This window comes from Microbispora sp. CA-135349 (assembly GCF_050947365.1).
Taxonomy (GTDB): Bacteria; Actinomycetota; Actinomycetes; order Streptosporangiales; family Streptosporangiaceae; genus Microbispora.
Genome location: NZ_CP192001.1, coordinates 4,318,653 through 4,336,024, shown reverse-complemented (window position 1 = coordinate 4,336,024; position 17,372 = coordinate 4,318,653). Strand labels below are relative to the sequence as shown.

General features: G+C 71.6%; 18 protein-coding genes and 1 pseudogene. 11 read left to right on the top strand and 8 right to left on the bottom strand.

Translation table 11 applies throughout. From position 1 onward, the window contains the following. Nucleotides 1–22: 22 nt before the first annotated feature. The 3 genes from ACQPZZ_RS20300 to ACQPZZ_RS20290 all read right to left on the bottom strand — a co-directional run bounded on the left by ACQPZZ_RS20300 (nucleotide 23) and on the right by ACQPZZ_RS20290 (nucleotide 2,802). On the bottom strand, nucleotides 23–283 hold the full coding sequence (locus ACQPZZ_RS20300) for a winged helix-turn-helix domain-containing protein (RefSeq protein ID WP_432920365.1): 261 nt from the start codon (nucleotides 281–283) through the stop codon (nucleotides 23–25). A gap of 233 nt (nucleotides 284–516) precedes the next feature. Next, nucleotides 517–2,004 (bottom strand): MFS transporter, encoded by a 1,488-nt coding sequence (locus ACQPZZ_RS20295; protein ID WP_432920362.1) that lies wholly within the window; start codon nucleotides 2,002–2,004, stop codon nucleotides 517–519. 18 nt (nucleotides 2,005–2,022) lie between these two features. Beyond that, nucleotides 2,023–2,802 carry a DeoR/GlpR family DNA-binding transcription regulator gene (locus ACQPZZ_RS20290; protein ID WP_432920359.1) on the bottom strand — a complete coding sequence of 260 codons (780 nt, stop codon included), beginning with the start codon at nucleotides 2,800–2,802 and terminating at the stop codon, nucleotides 2,023–2,025. A gap of 70 nt (nucleotides 2,803–2,872) precedes the next feature. Between ACQPZZ_RS20290 and ACQPZZ_RS20285 the strand changes: the two genes are divergently transcribed. Next, a complete protein-coding gene (locus ACQPZZ_RS20285) occupies nucleotides 2,873–3,904 on the top strand; it encodes a helix-turn-helix transcriptional regulator (RefSeq protein WP_432920356.1) in 1,032 nt (343 codons plus the stop codon). Nucleotides 3,905–3,979: 75 nt separating this feature from the next. Here the strand turns inward: ACQPZZ_RS20285 and ACQPZZ_RS20280 are convergent, their stop codons facing one another. Further along, nucleotides 3,980–5,122 (bottom strand): FAD-dependent oxidoreductase, encoded by a 1,143-nt coding sequence (locus tag ACQPZZ_RS20280; RefSeq protein WP_432920354.1) that lies wholly within the window; start codon nucleotides 5,120–5,122, stop codon nucleotides 3,980–3,982. 254 nt (nucleotides 5,123–5,376) lie between these two features. Between ACQPZZ_RS20280 and ACQPZZ_RS20275 the strand changes: the two genes are divergently transcribed. From ACQPZZ_RS20275 to ACQPZZ_RS20265, 3 genes are all read left to right on the top strand, one after another. Further along, nucleotides 5,377–5,979: a TetR/AcrR family transcriptional regulator gene (locus ACQPZZ_RS20275; protein ID WP_432920351.1), complete on the top strand. Its 603-nt coding sequence runs from the start codon at nucleotides 5,377–5,379 to the stop codon at nucleotides 5,977–5,979. 82 nt (nucleotides 5,980–6,061) lie between these two features. After that, on the top strand, nucleotides 6,062–6,946 hold the full coding sequence (locus ACQPZZ_RS20270; protein WP_432920348.1) for a DUF2268 domain-containing protein: 885 nt from the start codon (nucleotides 6,062–6,064) through the stop codon (nucleotides 6,944–6,946). Then, complete coding sequence (locus ACQPZZ_RS20265; RefSeq protein ID WP_432920345.1) at nucleotides 6,943–7,386, top strand: MerR family transcriptional regulator; 444 nt, start codon at nucleotides 6,943–6,945, stop codon at nucleotides 7,384–7,386. The genes ACQPZZ_RS20270 and ACQPZZ_RS20265 overlap by 4 nt, the downstream gene beginning before the upstream one ends. A gap of 50 nt (nucleotides 7,387–7,436) precedes the next feature. Here ACQPZZ_RS20265 and ACQPZZ_RS20260 read toward each other — a convergent pair. Next, nucleotides 7,437–7,586, bottom strand: a pseudogene (locus ACQPZZ_RS20260) (transposase); the annotation flags it as partial. A 56-nt stretch (nucleotides 7,587–7,642) separates the two neighbouring features. Here ACQPZZ_RS20260 and ACQPZZ_RS20255 point away from each other — a divergent pair. The 3 genes from ACQPZZ_RS20255 (at nucleotide 7,643) to ACQPZZ_RS20245 (ending at nucleotide 10,407) form a co-directional block, all read left to right on the top strand. Next, nucleotides 7,643–8,839 carry an RNA-guided endonuclease InsQ/TnpB family protein gene (locus tag ACQPZZ_RS20255; RefSeq protein WP_432920342.1) on the top strand — a complete coding sequence of 399 codons (1,197 nt, stop codon included), beginning with the start codon at nucleotides 7,643–7,645 and terminating at the stop codon, nucleotides 8,837–8,839. 56 nt (nucleotides 8,840–8,895) lie between these two features. Continuing rightward, nucleotides 8,896–9,267, top strand: a complete 372-nt coding sequence (locus ACQPZZ_RS20250; RefSeq protein WP_432920339.1) for a TipAS antibiotic-recognition domain-containing protein — start codon at nucleotides 8,896–8,898, stop codon at nucleotides 9,265–9,267. A 309-nt stretch (nucleotides 9,268–9,576) separates the two neighbouring features. Next, a complete protein-coding gene (locus tag ACQPZZ_RS20245) occupies nucleotides 9,577–10,407 on the top strand; it encodes an MOSC domain-containing protein (protein ID WP_432920336.1) in 831 nt (276 codons plus the stop codon). Nucleotides 10,408–10,501: 94 nt separating this feature from the next. On the opposite strand, the gene ACQPZZ_RS20240 is transcribed toward ACQPZZ_RS20245, so the two are convergent. Beyond that, on the bottom strand, nucleotides 10,502–10,897 hold the full coding sequence (locus tag ACQPZZ_RS20240) for a RidA family protein (RefSeq protein WP_432934462.1): 396 nt from the start codon (nucleotides 10,895–10,897) through the stop codon (nucleotides 10,502–10,504). Nucleotides 10,898–11,027: 130 nt separating this feature from the next. Between ACQPZZ_RS20240 and ACQPZZ_RS20235 the strand changes: the two genes are divergently transcribed. After that, complete coding sequence (locus ACQPZZ_RS20235; protein ID WP_432934251.1) at nucleotides 11,028–11,996, top strand: helix-turn-helix transcriptional regulator; 969 nt, start codon at nucleotides 11,028–11,030, stop codon at nucleotides 11,994–11,996. Between the two features lie 360 nt (nucleotides 11,997–12,356). On the opposite strand, the gene helR is transcribed toward ACQPZZ_RS20235, so the two are convergent. Both helR and ACQPZZ_RS20225 read right to left on the bottom strand, forming a co-directional pair. Next, the gene (gene helR, locus ACQPZZ_RS20230; protein ID WP_432934249.1) at nucleotides 12,357–14,504 is read right to left on the bottom strand and encodes an RNA polymerase recycling motor ATPase HelR; all 2,148 of its coding nucleotides are present in this window, start codon (nucleotides 14,502–14,504) and stop codon (nucleotides 12,357–12,359) included. 338 nt (nucleotides 14,505–14,842) lie between these two features. Continuing rightward, entirely contained in the window at nucleotides 14,843–15,694 is an 852-nt protein-coding gene (locus tag ACQPZZ_RS20225) for a helix-turn-helix domain-containing protein (protein WP_432934247.1), read from the bottom strand. A gap of 229 nt (nucleotides 15,695–15,923) precedes the next feature. Here ACQPZZ_RS20225 and ACQPZZ_RS20220 point away from each other — a divergent pair, with 229 nt between their 5' ends. From ACQPZZ_RS20220 to ACQPZZ_RS20210, 3 genes are all read left to right on the top strand, one after another. Then, nucleotides 15,924–16,685, top strand: coding sequence for an SDR family oxidoreductase (locus ACQPZZ_RS20220; protein ID WP_432934245.1), 762 nt, complete (start codon nucleotides 15,924–15,926; stop codon nucleotides 16,683–16,685). A gap of 98 nt (nucleotides 16,686–16,783) precedes the next feature. Beyond that, nucleotides 16,784–17,062 (top strand): LysE family transporter, encoded by a 279-nt coding sequence (locus ACQPZZ_RS20215; RefSeq protein WP_432934243.1) that lies wholly within the window; start codon nucleotides 16,784–16,786, stop codon nucleotides 17,060–17,062. Continuing rightward, nucleotides 17,059–17,367, top strand: coding sequence for an alpha/beta fold hydrolase (locus tag ACQPZZ_RS20210; protein WP_432934241.1), 309 nt, complete (start codon nucleotides 17,059–17,061; stop codon nucleotides 17,365–17,367). Before ACQPZZ_RS20215 ends, ACQPZZ_RS20210 begins: the two co-directional genes overlap by 4 nt. The last annotated feature ends 5 nt before the right edge of the window (nucleotides 17,368–17,372 follow it).

Here is a 17,372-nt window from a genome sequence, read left to right as displayed (position 1 = left end):
GCAGATCGCTCCGCCCGACCGCTCAGCCGCCGCCCGTCTCCTCGGCCCGGGTGGACACGTACGCCCCCTGCCCTTCGACCACGTACACGAGACCCTCACCGCTGAGCACCTCGACGGCGCGGCGCACGTCGTCGGGCGCGAAACCGTGCTCCCGCACGAGGCGCTCCTCGGGCGGCAGGGGACGATCGGGCTCGATCCGGCCGCGCACGATCTCCTCGCGCAGCATCGCCGCGAGCCGCCGGTACGCGGGGACCGGCTCGTCGGAATCGCTGGTGACGGCCACGCCCCCCCATTGCCCGTCCCCGCCCGTTCCAATCCTCGGCCTCCGCCCCGGCTTGTCGTTCCCCACCGCCCCGTGACCGGCGGCCGCGATCCGGTTGCCGTGATCGGCCGGATCGGTGGCGTCGTCGGCGATCGCGCGAAGCCGGGCTCTGTCTCGGCGCGCGGAGCGGCTCCCGCGCACAGCCGGCAGTACCCGCTCCGGCGGCCTCCCCAGGCGGCTCGATCACGGGCGGCTCACTCGCGGGCGGGCTCGGCGTGGCGGCCGGCCGCGGGTTCCGGCCGGGGCGAGCGCAGCGCCGGAGCGGCGAGGGCCACGAACAACGCGAGCACGGCGGGCACCAGCAGCGCGTGCGGAAGGGAGACGGCCTCGGCCAGGCCGCCGATGAGAACGGGACCGGTGAGGAAGCCGGTGTAGCCCAGACTCGCCACGGCGGCCAGCGCGCGACCCGACTGGGCGGGGTCGCGATGCCCGGCGGCCGAGAACACCTGGGGAACGATGCACGACAGGCCCGCGCCGAACAGCCCGAAGCCCACGACCCCGGCTACGGGGTGACCGACGAGGATCCCTGCCGCGAGGCCCACCCCGGCCAGCCCCCCGCAGCAGCGGACCAGCGTGACCGGCCCCAGCCGGGCGGCGAGGCGGTCCCCGGCGAACCGGCCGGCCGTCATCATGATCGAGAACGCCGCGTACGCGGCCGCGGCGAAGCCGGCGGAGGAGCCCAGGTTGTCGCGCAGGTAGACGGAACTCCAGTCGGCCGAGGCGCCTTCTCCGATCATGCAGCAGAAGCCGAGGACGCCGAGGAACAGCACGGCGCTGTTGACGCGCCATCGCCGTGCCGGGCCGGTCGCGGGGGACGCGACCTGCGCCGCCTCTCGCGCCGGGTTGTCCCGGACGGCCCAGCGGGCGCTCAGCAGGGCGATGAGCAGGATCACCGCACCCATCGCCGCGAAGGTCGCCCCCGGGCTCACCCCGGCGTGCGCGAACAGGCCGCCGGCGGACGCCCCCGCGAATCCGCCCACGCTGAACACCGCGTGGAAGGACGACATGATCGGCCGGCCGTAGGCCCGCTCGACGACGACGGCGTTGGCGTTCATGGCCACGTCGAGGGTGCCGTGCACCGCGCCGAACGCGAACAGGGACAGCGCCAGCGCCGGCAGGTTGGGCATGAAGGCGGGAATCACCAGGACGAGGCCCTGGACGATGGCCATCGGCAGCATGGTCCGGTAACTGCCGTGACGGTCCACCAGCCGGCCGACGACCTGCATGCCGGTGATGGCGCCGGCCGCGATGCCGAGCAGGCCGAGGCTGAGCGCGCCGTCGCTCAGTCCCAGGCCGGCCTTGATGGCGGGAATCCGGCTGGTCCACGTGCCGATGGCCATGCCCGACAGCAGGAACAGTCCGTAGACGGCCACACGTGCGCGCAGGAGCACGGGGCGGGCGGGGGCGGACAGAGCCATGGGGTGCTCCTCGAGTGCCGAGCGATTCGTACTGGAAGGTTCGTCTGTGCCCCGGCGTGGAAGTGCCTGTGGCGGCCGGTGTGGAGGTGGCCGGGGCCGGGCAGCCAGTGCCAGGCGGCTGGTGTGGAGGCGGCGGCTGTGCGAACGATCAGGGAAGGTGTTCGCACCGCACCGCCCCCGAGGAGCGTCGGGTCGACTGACCGTGCGGTTGCGAACCCGGTGCGACGGCGGCCACGGCCACGGACGGCTTCGGCGTGACGCCACGCGGGGGAGAGGCGGTGCTCAGGTGACGGGGACCGAGGCGGGCACGGTGCGGACGGTGACTCCGGCGGCGGCGAGGGCGTCGTGCTGGTCCCGGGGGATGCCCTCGTCCGTGACGACCACGTCGAGCCGGTCGAGCCCGCAGACCGCTCCGAACGCCGTCCGGGCGAACTTGCCCGAGTCGCATGCGACGACGACGCGGCGGGCCGAGGCGATCGCGGCCTGCTTGATGGCCACCTCGGGCAGGTCGTGGGCGGTCAGGCCGTGCTCGGCCGACAGGCCGCAGCAGCCGATCACCGCGGTGTCGAACCGGAGGGCCCTGATCGAGGTCTCGGTGAGCGGGCCCATGAAGTTCATCTCCCCGTGCCGCACCTCTCCTCCCGGCAGGACGAGGCGGATGCGGGGTGCGGCCGCCAGTTCCTGGGCCGCCTGCAGCGCCAGCGGCAGGACGGTCAGGCGTCGCTCGCGTACGGCCCGGGCGACTTCGAGCGCGGTCGTGCCGCCGTCGAGCAGCACGGCCTCGCCGTCGGCCAGCAGTGCGGCGACCTCGGCGCCGATGTGGCGCTTGGCGTCGATCGCCTCCCGCTCGCGCACCCCGAAGGGCGGCTCCTCGCCGCGCAGCAGCAGGCTCAGGGCGCCGCCGCGGACCCGCCGGACCACCCCCTGCTGGGCGAGTTCGTCGAGGTCGCGCCGGATGGTCATCTCCGACACGCCGTACGCCAGCGCCAGCTCCGCCACGGAGACGCTGTCGGCGGTGCGCAGGGCGTTCATGATGGCCCGAATCCGATCGGCACTTTCCATGTGTGCATTTGAACACAGGTTATGTGAGAAGGCAAGTGAATCTACTTTGTAAAGGTGGCAGACTGGTCGCATGCGCGCGAGCCGGTTGCTGTCCCTGCTGCTCCTGCTGCAGACCCGCGGCAGGATGACCGCCACGGAGATCGCCGAAGAACTCGAAGTCTCGGTCCGGACCGTCTATCGCGACGTCGAGGCCCTGTCGGCCGCCGGGGTGCCCGTTTACGCCGACCGTGGCCCGCTGGGCGGCTACCGGCTGCTCGACGGCTACCGTACCCGCCTGAACGGGCTCACCGTGGAGGAGGCGTCCTCCCTGTTCCTGGCCGGGCTGCCGGGCCCGGCAGCCGAACTCGGGCTCGCCGACTTCGCCGCGGCGGCGGAGCTGAAGCTGCTGGCCGCGCTGCCGCCCGAACCGCGGTCCCACGCGGCCAAGATGCGGGAGAGATTCCACCTCGACGTGCCGGGCTGGTATCGCGGCGCCGACGAGGCGCCGTTCCTCACGGAGGTCGCGGAGGCGGTGTGGGAGGAGCGGGCGCTCCGGCTGCGCTACCGCAGGTGGGGGCCGGCGGAGGTGGAACGGCTGGTGCATCCCTACGGCCTGGTGTTGAAGGGCGGTTCCTGGTATCTCGCCGCCGCCTGCTCGGGCACGGTGCGGACCTACCGGGTGGGCCGCATCCTGGAGGCCGAGGTGCTGCCCGAGCACTTCGAACGGCCGGCGGACTTCGACCTCGCCGAGTTCTGGCGCGGCTTCGCCGCGGAGTTCGCCTCACGCATGTACACGGCAGAGGCGGTGATACGGCTCGCGCCGGGGGCGGAGGACCTGCTCCGGTACACCCTTGGGGGAGACGTCGTCGACAAGGCGCTGGCCGGCGGGCAGCCGGAGCCCGGCGGCTGGACCCGGCTCACGCTGCCGATCGAGTCACTCACGCACGCGCGGTGGTTGTTCCTGCGCATGGGCGCTCTCGTCGAGGTGCTGGAGCCGGCCGACCTCCGCGCGCTGATGGCCGAGGCCGTCGCCGACCTGTCCCGCGTGTACGGTGCGGCGCCGGACGGCGGCGTCCCGCCGGTGCGGATGCCGCCCGCCCCCGATCCGGCGGACTCGCCGTGACCCGCCGGCCATAACCGCCCGCGTCCTGTTGTCACTCCTGGACGGCCGCACCGCCGGGGCCGGGTCCGGTGGGTATCAGTGGTGGGCGGTCATGTGGGCGAGGGTCTGTTCGGCGCTGTCGGGGGAGAAGGCGCCGTCGATGCCTTCGGCGGCACCCTCGGCGGCCTCGACGGAGCGGGGCAGGAGGATCTTCTCGTAGGCGATGACGGCGTCGTCCAGCTCGGCGTGATCGATGAGGGCCTGGGCGAGGTCGGCGCCGTCGCGCATGGCGAGATTGGCGCCCATGCCGGAGAAGGGGGACATCAGGTGGGCGGCGTCACCGAGGAGGGTGACCCCGGGGGCGTGCTCCCAGACGTGGGGGACGGGCAGGGCGAACAGCGGGCGGTTGACGTAGCCGGTGTCGGTGTCGGTGATGTAGCCGCGCAGCGCCGGGCTCCAGTCGGCGAAGCGCTCCAGGAGGGCGTCGCGGACGGCGGCGGGGTCGGCCAGGTCGACGCCGGCCTGCCGGTGCCAGTCCTCGGGGGTGCGCATGCCGACATAGACGCGGATGTGGCCGCCGCTGTTGCGCTGGGCGACGAAGCCGAGGTTGTCGTCGAGGGCCAGCATGGTGCCGTCGCCGGTGAGGGCGGCGAGCTCTGGGTGGCGGGCGTCGGCGTCGTTGAGGCCGGTTTCGACGAAGGTGACGCCGGTGTAGACCGGGACGGCGTCGGAGACCAGGCGGCGCACCCGGGACCAGGCTCCGTCGCCTCCCACGACGAGGTCGGTGTCGGTGGTGGCGCCGTGGGCGAAGTGGAGTCGGTGGCGGCCGTCGCCGAGGGGTTCGGCGCGCTCCAGTTTGTGGCCCCACCGGACGGTGCCGGGGGTGAGGGAGTTCACGAGAAGGTCGCGCAGACGGCCGCGGTCGATCTCGGGGTTGCCCTGGCCGTCGCCGGGCGGTGCGGCGTCGAAGAGCACCTCGCCGCCACGGCTGACCAGGCGGATCTGCTCGCCTTCCGGGCGGGCCAGAGCGGTGAAGGCGTCCCACAGGCCTGCGGCCCGCAGCGCGTGCCGGCCGGTGCCGGGGTGCATGTCCAGGGTGCCGCCCTGGTCCCGGGCGGCGGCGGAGGCGTCGAGGTCGTAGACGGTGACGTCGATGCCGTGCAGTTGCAGAATGCGGGCCGTCATCAGGCCGGCGGGTCCGGCGCCGATGACGGCGACACGGGCGGAGGCGGGAATCATGCTGGTACTCCTCGGTGATGGGTGTCGCGCCGGCCGGGTGTGCGGCCGGCGGCCGAGTTCGGGGGCAGGCGCCGGCCGGGGCCGGCGACGGGAAAGCCCCTGTGACGGCCGGTGGCTGACCTGACCGTGTCGGCGAGGGCGGGGGAGGAGCGCGGCGGGGCGCGTCCTTCCGTCGACGCCCACAAAAGCACACTCGATCAAAAAGTGCAACGACACAACTTTTTGTACTGCTCAGACATCTGTACGATGTCAGCATGACGACGCCCGTAGGTCGGCGCGAGCGGAAGAAGGCGGCCACCCGCCAAGCGCTCGCCGACGCCGCCCTGAACCTTTTCATCGCGCACGGCTACGACAACGTCACCCTGCATGACGTCGCCGAGGCCGCCGACGTGTCCACCACGACGCTCCTCAAGCACTTCCCCAGCAAAGAAGCCCTGGTCTTCGACCAGGAAGCCGACCAGAAGGCCGCCCTGGTCGCCGCCGTGCGCGACCGCGCTCCCGGCACGACCATCCCCCGGGCCCTGTGCGTCCACGTCAAACGCGTACGCATCCACGCCGGCGGCTCCGACGCCCGCTACAGCCAGTTCGCCGAACTGGTGAAGACCACCCCCGCCCTCAGCGCCTACGCCCACCGCATGTGGATGCGCCACCAGGACGCACTCGCTCGCGCGATCGCCGCCGACACCGGCGCCCCGTCCGACGACCCGCGCAGCGCCGCCCTGGCCCACTTCGCCCTGGAGAGCGCCGCCCTCGCCCACCGCGCCACCGATCCCGAACAGGCCGTGGAGGCCGCCTTCGACCTCCTCGAACACGGCTGGGAAAACCCGGCCGCGAAGCCCGGCGCCGCCCGCCCGTGACAGGTCGGGCGGCGCGCGTACCTCGACGAAGGGTGCCACCGGTTTGACCTTGACGCTGCGTCAACTTCTAGCATCCAGGGCCATGCCGATCACTGTTCTCGACACCCGCTCCGCCATGAGGCGGATCCTGCTGGCCCCGGTCGCGGACCGCGTCGGCCTGCTGCGTTCGATGCTGGAGCCCGCCAGGGGCATGTACCGCTACCACCCCGGCGAGGTCGACCTGGTGGCCATGCACCTCGAAGCGTCGGGGTTCCCGATCGACCGCGACGAGGAGCGTTGCCTCGACGCGCTCGAAACCCTGGCGGCGGCCGGAGCATGGGAGCGCATGCGACGCGCCTTCGACGACGCCCTCACCGTACTGCTGGAGGCGACTCCGGGATTGGGGGCCCCGGACATCGCCGTGCTGTTCGTGCTCGGCGATCCGGGTGACGAACACTTCATGGGTCCCTGCCAAGGAGTGACCGGGTTCGGCGGCATCTCGGGCCACATCGTGATCACGCTCTGGCCCCTCCCCGAGAACGTGGAGCGGCTGGAGGCCACCGCCGTGCACGAACTCCACCACAACCTGCGGTTCGGCCCGGGCGGGGTCGTGTGGGACCCGATGACCGCCACGGTCGGCGATCACATCGTCTCCGAGGGCCTGGCCGACGCCTTCGCCCGGCAGCTCCACGGCGACGAGCTCGGCCGCACCCGCATCGGCGTGCCACACCTGCACGACGACGAGATCTTCGGCAAGGTGCTCACCGGGCTCGACGTGACAGGCATGCGGAACTTCACCGCCTGGGTGCACGGCGACCCCAGCGCCGAACGCTTCGGCCTCACCCCGGTGGGGTTGCCGATGGGCGCCGGGTACGCCGCGGGCAACAGACTGGTCGACGCCTACCTGGCGGCGACCGGGCAGACGGCGGCGCAGGCCCTGCACGCCGACAGCTCGGAGATCATCGCCGCCACGCTCCGTCGCGGGTGACACTGAAACGATGGAGTGGACGATCCAGGAACTCGCGACGAGGGCGGGCATCACCAGCCGCACCCCTCCGTCACTACGACCGCGTCGGGCTCCTGGCCCCGTCCCGGATCGGCGCGAACGGGTACCGCTACTACGACCCGGCCGCGGTGGTCCGGATCCTGCTCATGCGCCGGCTCGGCATGGGCCTGCCGGCCATCGCCGAGGTCCTGGCGGACGATGTGGACACGTGCGACGGGCTCCGCGCCCACATCGCCGCGCTGGAGGAGGAACGGGACCGCATCGAACGGCAGATCCGGTCCGCGCGCCACACGATCGAGGCCCTGCAGGCGGGGGCGGAACCGCAGATGGACATGATGCTGGCGGGGTTCAACGACGGCTACCGGATTCGTCCGCAGTGCTCCGGCCTTCAGGCCGGGGGTGAAGCGGACTGTCCCGCGTAGCGGGGCAGGGAAAGCCGATTCGCCGTCAGGCGGATCGGCGTCTTGGCGGATCAGACTGGGCGGTTGTGGTGCTCGGTGTACTGGCGCAGGACGCTGATCGGTGCGCCGCCCACGCTCCCGGCGAAGTGGGAGCCCGACCACAGCGTGTTCGCCCGGTAGTAGTGGCGGGCCAGTTCGGGGAACTCGGTCCGCAAACGCCGTCCCTGCGTGCCCTGACTCCCCGTACGCGCCCATCAACGGATGGTAAAACCTTGGTGTGCGGCTTCGGTACAACTTCCGCCTGTCCCCGGCCCCCGCCCAGCAGGTCGCGCTGGCCCGGGCGTTCGGGTGCGCGCGGGTGGTGTTCAACGACGGGCTGCGCCTGCGGCGGGAAGCCCACGCCGCCGGGTTGCCGTACATCTGCGACGGGGAGTTGTCCACGCGGGTCATCACGCAGGCGAAGAAGACCTCGGAACGCTCGTGGCTGGGCGAGGTGTCGGCTGTGGTGTTGCAGCAGGCGCTGGCGGACCTGAACTCCGCCTACCGGAACTTCTTCGCCTCGATCGGGGGGAAGCGGAGGGGGCCGAAGGTCGCCCCGCCGAAGTTCCGGTCCCGCAAGGACACTCGGCAGGCGATTCGCTTCACCAAGAACGCCCGGTTCCAGGTCACGGCGGGCGGGAGGCTGCGCCTGCCGAAGATCGGCGAGGTGCCGGTGCGTTGGTCCAGGTGCCTGCCCGCCGAACCGTCGTCGGTGACAGTGGTCAAGGACGGGGCCGGGCGGTACTTCGCCTCGTTCGTGGTCGAGGTCGCCGAGCGGCCCCTGCCGCCGGTCGAGTCCGAGACGGGGATCGATCTTGGGCTGTCGGCCTTCGCCGTCCTGTCGGACGGGCGGGAGATCGACTCCCCGCGTTTCCTGCGCCGGGCCGACAAGAAGCTCAAGCGGCTCCAGCGGGCGCTGTCGCGCAAGGCCAAGGGGTCGAACAACCGGGCCAAGGCACGCCTGGCGGTGGCCCGCCGGCACGCGAAGGTCGCCGACGCGCGCCGACAGTTCCACCACCAGCTGTCCACACAGATCATCCGTGAGAACCAAACGGTGATCGTGGAAGACCTGGCCGTGGCGGGGCCGGCGCGCACCCGGTTGGCCAAGAGCGTGCATGACGCGGGCTGGTCGGCCTTCGCCGGCATGCTGGAGTACAAGGCTCGCCTGTACGGGCGGGTCTTCCACCGGATCGACCGGTGGTTTCCCTCCTCCAAGCGGTGCTCACAGTGCGGGACCGTCCAGCAGTCCATGCCGCTGAACGTCCGGGAGTGGACCTGCCCCTGCGGGGCGGTCCACGACCGGGACGTCAACGCGGCGAAGAACATCCTGGCCGCTGGACGGGCGGACAGGCTCAACGCCTGTGGAGCGCGGGTAAGACCAGGCCCTGGCCTGGCACAGCGCGAGGAAGCAGGAAGCATCAGAGGTGCCGCATGATGCGGCACGGGCTGAATCCCCGGCCTTCAGGCCGGGGAGCGCGTCAAAAGGACGAGGTGATCTCCCGCTGGGGCGAGCGCGCGTTCCGGGAGAGCAACGACTGGTGGCACGGCAAGACCCTTGACCAGCAGCGGGCCTGGAAGCGGGCCGCCGAGGACCTCGTCGCCGCATGGGTGGCCGCGGTCGAGGCCGGGGTCTCCCCGACGTCGGAACAGGCTCAGTCACTGGCCGCGCGGCACGTCCGGTGGCTGAGCCGGATCCCGGGCACTCCCACGGCCGAGGGCGATTGGGAGCGCTCGATCGAGATGGTGACCTGCCTGGGGGACACGTACGTCGACGACCCCCGCTTCGCCGGCATGTACGACGACGCTGCGGGGGCGATATTCGTCCGCGACGCACTGCACGCGTACGCGCGGACCCGGATGTAGCTCGTCTGGCCTCGTGGAGACGACCAGCGAAACTCCCTACCTTCTTTTCTGATCTACACTGTAAAGGCGCCGGGCGAATGAAAAGCGCGAGATCAATTTCATAAAGGATCCCAACGACCCCGTGAGGCGGCTGCGGCCTTGTCGCGTGCGGCCCTGCTCTGACGCGCCCGCGTAACCAGGGCAGGGCAGAGGAGCTCGGCGAAACCGCCGGCGGACGCGGCGAGGGTGACGATGCCGGCTCCGTGTGGGCGGGCAGCATCGCGGCCAGCGCGGCTTTCTGGGAACGATTCTCGGACGTAGCCTGGCGGAATGAAGCTGGCCGAGATCCGTAGATATCCGGTTAAGTCAGTTTCCGGGTGGGTTGTTGATTCGGCGGTTGTGGAGCCGTGGGGGCTGGCGGGGGACCGCCGGTGGGCCGTGGTGGACGAGTCGGGGAACCTGCACTGGGTCGGGGAGAATCCGCGGCTGCTCTCCGTCGTGGCCACCCCCACCGCCGACGACGGCGTCCTGCTCGAGGCTCCGGGGCTGCCGCGGCTGAGGGTCCCCCCGGCCACCGGTGAGCACGTCCCTGTCCACTTCGTGGAACTGGACACGGCGGTCCTCGCCCATCCGGAGGCCCATGCCTGGTTCACTCGATTGCTGGGGAAACCCGCCCGCCTCGTCTGGCAGGACGACCCTCGCCGCTGCGCCGTCCCGGCCTCTCACGGAGGCCTCCCCGGCGACGTCGTCAGCTTCGCCGGGGACGCCCCCTTCCTGCTCACCTCCCGTTCCTCCCTCCGCCGGCTCGACGAGTGGATCGCCGAGGGCGCCCTCGATCGTCAGGAGGAGGTCCCCGCGCCCCTTGACATGGCCCGCTTCCGTCCCAGCCTCGTCGTGGACGGTTTCGCCCCCTTTGTCGAGGACACCTGGCGGGAGATCCGCATCGGCGCTCTCCGCTTCCGCATGTCCGAACTCTGCGACCGCTGCGCCGTACCCACCTACGACCCGACCACCCTGGAGAAGGGCAAGGAACCCCTCCGCACCCTGGCCCGCCACCGCCGCTGGGACGGCAAGACCTGGTTCGGTGTCCGCTTCGTCCCCCGCGGCTACGGCGAAATCCGGGTCGGCGACCCGGTGACCGTCCTCGCCACCGAGCCCTGACCCGGCAGCACGGGTCTCAGGAGGCGGTCAGGCCCGCCACCTGCCTCCTCCTCGTGCCGTCTCCGGCCGGGCCGCAGGAGACGGCACGGTCACATCACGCGACGGCGGTCCCCTCAAGCTCGACCATCAGGCCGGGGACCGCCAGCCGGGTCACCCCGAGCATCGTGGTGGACGGCGCCACCCCGGCGGCGCCCAAGCGCGACGCCAGCACGCCGTAGTGCTCGAAGAGCCGGTCGACGTCGGTGGTGTAGACGTTGAGCCGGACGAGGTCGGCGAGGGACATGCCGGCCTCGCCGAGCACGGCCTCCAGGTTGTCGAGGCTCAGCGCCAGCTGCGCCGCCATGTCACCCGCATGCCGGGGCTCACCGTCGCCGCCCATCGCGGCCTGCCCCGCGCAGTACAGGGTCCGGGTGTGCCCGGAGACGATCTCACCCTGGTTGTATCCCAGCTTCACCGACCACGCCCAGGGGTTGATCGCCGTTCGCTCCATTGCCACATCAGCTCCATTCGGGTCGACGTCATGTGCGCCGGTCGGCTCGGTACCGCCGTTCTCGGTCGCGTTGATGAGCCTCCCAACAAATCACGACATCCTTTGTCGTATATCTCGGTACATTTCTCGGGTGCGCGCCGACCGGTTGGTCTCGCTGGTGCTGCTGCTGCGGCAGCACGGCCGGCTGTCCGCGGCCGCGCTGGCCCGCGAGCTGGAGGTGTCCACCCGCACCGTGCTGCGCGACATCGAGGCGCTGTCCGCAGCAGGCGTCCCGGTCTACGCCGAACGCGGGCGGCACGGCGGGTTCGCGCTGTTGCCCGGTTTCCGGACCGAGCTCACCGGGCTGAACCACGACGAGGCCCTTGCCCTGCTGGTCGCCGGATCGCGGCGCGGCGCGCAGGCGTTCGGCCTCGGCTCGGCGCTCGCCTCAGCGATGCTCAAGGTGGTTGACGCGCTGCCGGAAAGCTACCGGGACACCGCGGCCGGCGCGGCCGAGCGGCTGCTCATCGACCCGGAGACCGACCTCCTCTCGCGCCGGCTGGTCGCTGAGGAGGTGCCTGACGCCGTAGCGGCCGAGGTCCTGCGCGCGGTGTTCGCCGGACACAAACTGCGGATCCACTACGCGGCCGTGGACCAGGCCCCGAAGTGGCGCACGGTGGACCCGATCGGCCTGGTCACCGTACGCGACCGGGGCTACCTGCTGGCCACGAGGTCCGGCGCGGACCGCACCTACCGGCTGTCGCGGATCCTGGCCGCCGAGGAACTCGCCGAACCCGCACAGCGACCGGACCGCATCGATCTGGACCGGGCCTGGCAGGAACGCAGCACGCGCTTCCGGACCGGCGGCGACCAGGTCGCCGTGCTGGTACGGGTGGACCCGGCGCGGCGGGAGGACCTGGTGAGCACCGCGCTGGCGGTCCTCGCCGAGGAATCCGGCTCGGACGGCCGGCTGCGTCTGGAGGTGACCTTCCAAGATCCGAGACACGCCGAATGGGCGCTGTGGCAGCTCGCCACGGACGCGGAAGCCCTGGCCCCGCGGTGGTTGCGTGACTCCCTGCGCAACCGCGCGGCCGCGGTCGTCACGCGCTACGGACCGTGATCCCGAATGTGGTCGCCTTCCGCGGGCCGCCGTCGCAGGCCGGTCGGCGGTGCAAGATCGAGGCGCGGAGGCCGGCTCGCCTCCCCTCCTCTCAGGGGCGGGCGTGAATCCCCATGCCCCCGGAGACGACGAGGTTGTCGCCGGTGATGTAGCCGGCGGCGGCGGGGGGCGAGTTCGAGCGCGAGGGACCGCATGAGGGGCACCAGAGCGCCCTTGGCGGCGGTCATGGCGGCTCCGATCCCCATGGTCCTGTACGACGAGTGCCTGGCCGCAGTGCGCGGCTGAACCGCAGCCGTCGGCCGGCCCGGAAACCGCGGCCGTTCCGGCCCGGCCAAGGCGGCGCCCGTCCCGCCGCCGGCGTCAGGAGCCGGTGAGGATGACGAGTCGCTGGGTCGCCCGCGTCATGGCGACGTAGCGGTCGACGGCTCCTTCGATGCCCTCGCCGAACCTCTCCGGGCCGACGAGGACGACCAGGTCGAACTCGAGCCCCTTCGTCAGCTCGGGGGTCAGCGACCGGACGCGGGGCGTCTCCCGGAACGCGGGGGCGCCGATGACGCAGGCGGTCCCTTCGTCGTGCTCGGCGAGCCAGGTGCCGAGGACGGCGTCGAGATCCGCGACGGATCCGTGGACGACGGGGACGCCGCTTCCGCGGATGGAGGCCGGCACGTTGGCGTCGGGGAGCACGGCCCGGATGACCGGCTCGGCCTCCGCCATGACCTCCTCCGGTGTCCGATAGTTGATGCTCAACGTGGCCAGGGTGATGCGGTCGAGCCCGACCCGCTTGAGGCGTTCCTGCCATGACTCGGTGAATCCGTGCCTGGCCTGGGCGCGGTCTCCGACGATGGTGAAGCTACGGGACGGGCAGCGGAGCAGCAGCATCTGCCACTCCGCGTCGGTGAGTTCCTGAGCCTCGTCCACGACGATGTGGGCGAACGGGCCGGCGAGCCGGTCCGGGCCGGCCGCGGGCAGCGCGGACTCGTCGACCAGGGCGTCGCGCAGGTCCTGTCCGCGCAGCATCGACATCACGAGCATCTCGGAGTCGTCGGCCTCGATGAGGTCGTCGACGACCCTGGTCATGTGCTCGCGCTGGACGGCGACGGCGGCGTCCTGCCGGCGCTTGCGTCGTGACGCCTCCGGGTCGCCGAGCCGCTGCCGCGCCGCGTCCAGGAGCGGCAGGTCGGACACCGTCCACGCATGGGCGTCCGCGCGCTGCAGCTTCCGTACGTCGTCCGGGCCGAGCCAGGGCGCGCACAGCCGCAGGTAGGCGGGCACCGACCACAGATCGCCGACGAGGTCGGGCGCTTCGATCAGGGGCCACGCGCGGTTGAGGGCCGTGAGCAGTTCCCTGTTGCGCAGCAGCGACCTGCGGAGCAGGTCGGCCGGGGCGTCGCCGTCGTGCTTGTCCACCAGGATCGTGAGCAGTTCCTCCAAGATCTGGTCGCGCGCCTCGTTGTGCGGGGTGCCGGGTTCCGGCGCTTCGAACGCCTCGGCCCAATCTTCGGCGCTCAGCCAGATGTCGGACCAGGGGGTCGTGACCGTCATCCCCTTGGCGGGCGGGTTCTCGTAGAACCTGACGGCCGGCTCGATCGCCTTCACCATGTCCGCGGACGATTTCAGGCGGGCCACGTCCGGGTCGGTCTCGATCGCCGCCGTGCCTCCCTCGGGCACGAGGTCCCGCAGGGTGCAGGTCCGCACGCCCTCCTCCCCGAGGCTGGGCAGCACGTCGGCGACGTAGGCCAGGTAGGGCTGATGCGGGCCGACGAACAGCACGCCGCCCCGGCGGTGACCGAGGCGAGGGTCGGAGTAGAGGAGATAGGCGGAGCGGTGCAGGGCGACGACGGTCTTCCCGGTGCCGGGACCGCCGTCGACGACGAGCGCGCCCTCGGATCCCGCGCGGATGACGGCGTCCTGGTCGGCCTGGATGGTGCCGAGCACGTCCCGCATCCGGGACGACCGGCTGCCGCCGAGGCTGGCGATGAAGGCGGACTGGTCGTCGAGCGCGGCGTGCCCGTCGAGCCCGTCCGGGGTGAACACCTCGTCCCAGTAGTCGCTGATCAGGCCGCGGGTCCAGCGATACCTGCGGCGGCTGACCAGCCCCATCGGATTGGCGTGGGTCGCACCGAAGAACGGCTCGGCCGCGGGGGAGCGCCAGTCGAGCAGCAGACGGCGACCCGTGCTGTCGGTGAGGCCGAGCCGCCCGACGTACACGGGCTCGGGGTCGTCCGCGCCGACCATGCGCCCCAGGCACAGGTCCAGCCCGAAACGGCGCAGCACGCGTAGGCGAGCGCTCAGCCGGTGGACCTCGAGGTCCCGGTCCAGTGCCTGCCGGCCCGCACCGCCGGGCGCCCTGAGTTCGGCGTCGAGACGGCCGGACAGGTCGATGATCGACTGTTCGAGGCTTTCTGCGATGGCCGCGAAGTGCCGCTCATCGGCGGCGATCAGCCGCGGATCGGCCTTGCGGGACAGACGTTCGGGAAGGTCGAACGCGCTGGTGGTCAGCGGGTTCACGTCATCAGCTCCGATCTGGGTCGCTTGCGACCATTACGCGCACCAAGGCCGCCAGGACCGCTGTGACGAACCCGGCGGCCATGACGGGCAGCGGTATTTCCGCAGGCGCTGCCTGCCCGGCGGACGATTGTGCGGCATGACAGGGGTCTTGCCGCAAGCCCCCCTGTGCGCTATACGTTGAGAATGGAAAGGAGCGGATAACCCCCTTTCCCTTCATGGCCCGCCGCGGACGAACGGAATGCCGGCGGCCTCAGGACCGGACGTGATCACGATCTCCGTCGGGGACACTCTGATGCTCAGCGGTCAGGTCGCCGTGGGTTCCGAGACGGCTGTTCGGTTCAGCCGTTCGTGATCCGGCGTTCGTTCTGGTGGGCATGGTCCGAGGTCATGGAGGCGAGGAGGCGTAGTTTCTCGTCGCTCTCGCTGCCCTGATCGGCGTAGTAGAGGACCAGCAGCAGATCGTCCACGGGGAGCTTGTCCCGGTGCAGGCGCAGCTCACCGACGACGGGGTGGTTCACGGTGGTGGTGCCGCCCTCGAGGTCGCGGACGTCGTGGCGCGCCCAGAGGGTTCGGAAGCGCTCGCTCGACAGGGCGAGCTCGCCCACCAGTTCCACGAACCGCGGGTTGTGGATGTCGTACCCGGCGGACTTTCTGAAGGCGGCGATGAATCCTTCCGCGGAGCGCGTCCAGTGCTGCTGGAACGCCTGCTCCTCGGGATCGAGCAGCAGCGACCGCAGACGGTTGTACCCGGGCTGGAGACGCGGGGAGAGCGCGACCGCGAGCCGGTTGGACGCGAGCACGTCGAACGCGCGCCCCTCCACGAAGGCGGGAACCTGCACGCCGGCCAGGAGCTGGTGCAACCGCGCGGGGACACGTTCGGGTTTTCTGCGCGGCTGGGGCCTGGGGCGCGCGGCGGTCAGGCCAAGGAGGTATTCCTGTTCGAGCTCGTCGAGGTGCAGGACCCGCGCGAGCGATTCGAGGACCTGTGCTGAGGGGTTCTTGTCGCGACCGCGTTCCAGCCGCAGGTAGTAGTCGGCGCTGATGCCCGCGAGCATGGCGACCTCTTCACGGCGAAGCCCCGGAACGCGCCGGTTCGTGCCCGGTGCGAGCCCGGCCTGCTCCGGGGTGACCAGGGCCCGCCGGGCACGGAGATAGCCGCCGAGCAGGTTGGCGCGGTCGTCGTCGCTCATGTTCGCCATCGTATTTCGGGCTCCGTCGGCCAAGGGGGCCCTGGCAGGACCCCGGAAGACGGGGGCACTGCCTCCTGCCGGAGAACGGATCGACACTGAAGGCGTCGCCGCCCAGGAGAGGAACCGGAAGCGGCGATGCCGAAACCGTGCCGGTCGCGGACGCACCGCCCTATCCACCGCACCGCCCTATCCACGGCGCCCACCGGCACGCCCTGAGCAGGAGCAATCAATGGACATCACCAACCGCACCGTCTTCATCGCCGGAGCCACCTCGGGAATCGGTCTCGAGCTCGCTCGCCGCTTCGCCGCGGCAGGCAGCTCCGTCGTCGTCGGCGGCCGGCGGGCCGACCTGCTCGGCCGGCTCGCGGCTGAGGGGTTCGACACCGTTCCCATCGACGTGACCGACCATGACAGCGTCGGCCGTGCCCGCGACACGATCCTCCGCGGACACCCGGGCCTCGACACGATCGTGACGATGTCCGGGATCGGGATCCCCGAGGACCTGCGCGATCCCGCGCACTTCGCCGCCGCGCAACAGATGATCGACACCAACCTCCTCGGCACCATCCGCGTCATCGACGCGTTCACCCCGCACCTGGTCGGGCGCGGCGCCGGCACCGTCATCACGGTCACCTCGGGGATCGGCTTCCTGCCGTTCCCGGTCATGCCGACCTACGCGGCTTCAAAGGCCGCCGTGCACGCCTACTCCGAGGCGTTGCGCGCGCAACTGGAGGGCACAGGCGTGGAGGTGTCCGAACTCGTCCCCCCGGCTGTGGCCACCACGCCGGAGCAGGTGCGGCGCAACCCCCGCGCGCTCGACCTGGCCGAGTTCGCCACCGAGGTGATGGACCTGCTCCAGGCCGACCCCACTCCGCACGAGATCCTCGTCGAGGGCGTGCTGATGCACCGGTGGGCCGAGCGCGACGGCACCTACGCCGATCTGGTCGCCCAGCGGTCGCGGGCGCTCGCGACGCTCCCGGGCCGTCGTTAGGCAGGAGCCGCTCGGGGCGTTCTCGTCCGTCGCCGGCCGGGGCCATGACAGGGGATATGCGGTTGCGGCGCTCGGGCGGGGGCCAGGACGATGTGCCCGTGATTTGGCTCGCTTTCGTCGGTTCCTGCTTCCTGCTCGCGATGATCCCGGGCGTCAGCACCGCGGTGATCCTGCGGCAGACGCTCAGGGCAGGCCGCTCCTCCGGTGTGGCCGCTCTCCTCGGCAACGAGACCGGCATCTTCCTGTGGGCGATGGCCGCCGTGTTCGGCCTGTCCGTGCTGGTCCTGGCCTCGCAGGTCGCGTACGGCGCGATGAAGGCGGCAGGCGCGGCGCTCCTGGTCGCCCTCGGCGTCCGCGTCGCGCTGGAGGCCCGATGACGGTCTGGCACGAGGAACGGGGCTCAGGCGAGCCCGTCGTCCTGCTGCACTCCAGCGTCGCCGACTCGGGCATGTGGGATCCCCAGTGGGAGCCGCTGGGGGAGCGGTTCCGCGTCACCCGGCTCGACTTCCGGGGGCACGGGCGCACGCCTTTCGTCGCGGAGGGGCCGTACTCGGACGCCGGCGACGTCGCGGAAGCGGACGGCACATCGCCGGGGCGCTGCCGGACGCGACGCTGCTCGAGCTCGACTGGGCCGGTCACCTGCCGAGCCTGGAGCGCCCCGCCGAGATCACACGTCTACTGACCGAG

Coding starts and splice junctions, on each gene's coding strand:
- ACQPZZ_RS20290 (WP_432920359.1), bottom strand. CDS start 2,802: ATGGAAAGTGCCGATCGGATTCGGGCCATCATGAACGCCCTGCGCACC.
- ACQPZZ_RS20285 (WP_432920356.1), top strand. CDS start 2,873: ATGCGCGCGAGCCGGTTGCTGTCCCTGCTGCTCCTGCTGCAGACCCGC.
- ACQPZZ_RS20280 (WP_432920354.1), bottom strand. CDS start 5,122: ATGATTCCCGCCTCCGCCCGTGTCGCCGTCATCGGCGCCGGACCCGCC.
- ACQPZZ_RS20275 (WP_432920351.1), top strand. CDS start 5,377: ATGACGACGCCCGTAGGTCGGCGCGAGCGGAAGAAGGCGGCCACCCGC.
- ACQPZZ_RS20270 (WP_432920348.1), top strand. CDS start 6,062: ATGCCGATCACTGTTCTCGACACCCGCTCCGCCATGAGGCGGATCCTG.
- ACQPZZ_RS20245 (WP_432920336.1), top strand. CDS start 9,577: ATGAAGCTGGCCGAGATCCGTAGATATCCGGTTAAGTCAGTTTCCGGG.
- ACQPZZ_RS20240 (WP_432934462.1), bottom strand. CDS start 10,897: ATGGAGCGAACGGCGATCAACCCCTGGGCGTGGTCGGTGAAGCTGGGA.
- ACQPZZ_RS20225 (WP_432934247.1), bottom strand. CDS start 15,694: ATGAGCGACGACGACCGCGCCAACCTGCTCGGCGGCTATCTCCGTGCC.
- ACQPZZ_RS20220 (WP_432934245.1), top strand. CDS start 15,924: ATGGACATCACCAACCGCACCGTCTTCATCGCCGGAGCCACCTCGGGA.
- ACQPZZ_RS20210 (WP_432934241.1), top strand. CDS start 17,059: ATGACGGTCTGGCACGAGGAACGGGGCTCAGGCGAGCCCGTCGTCCTG.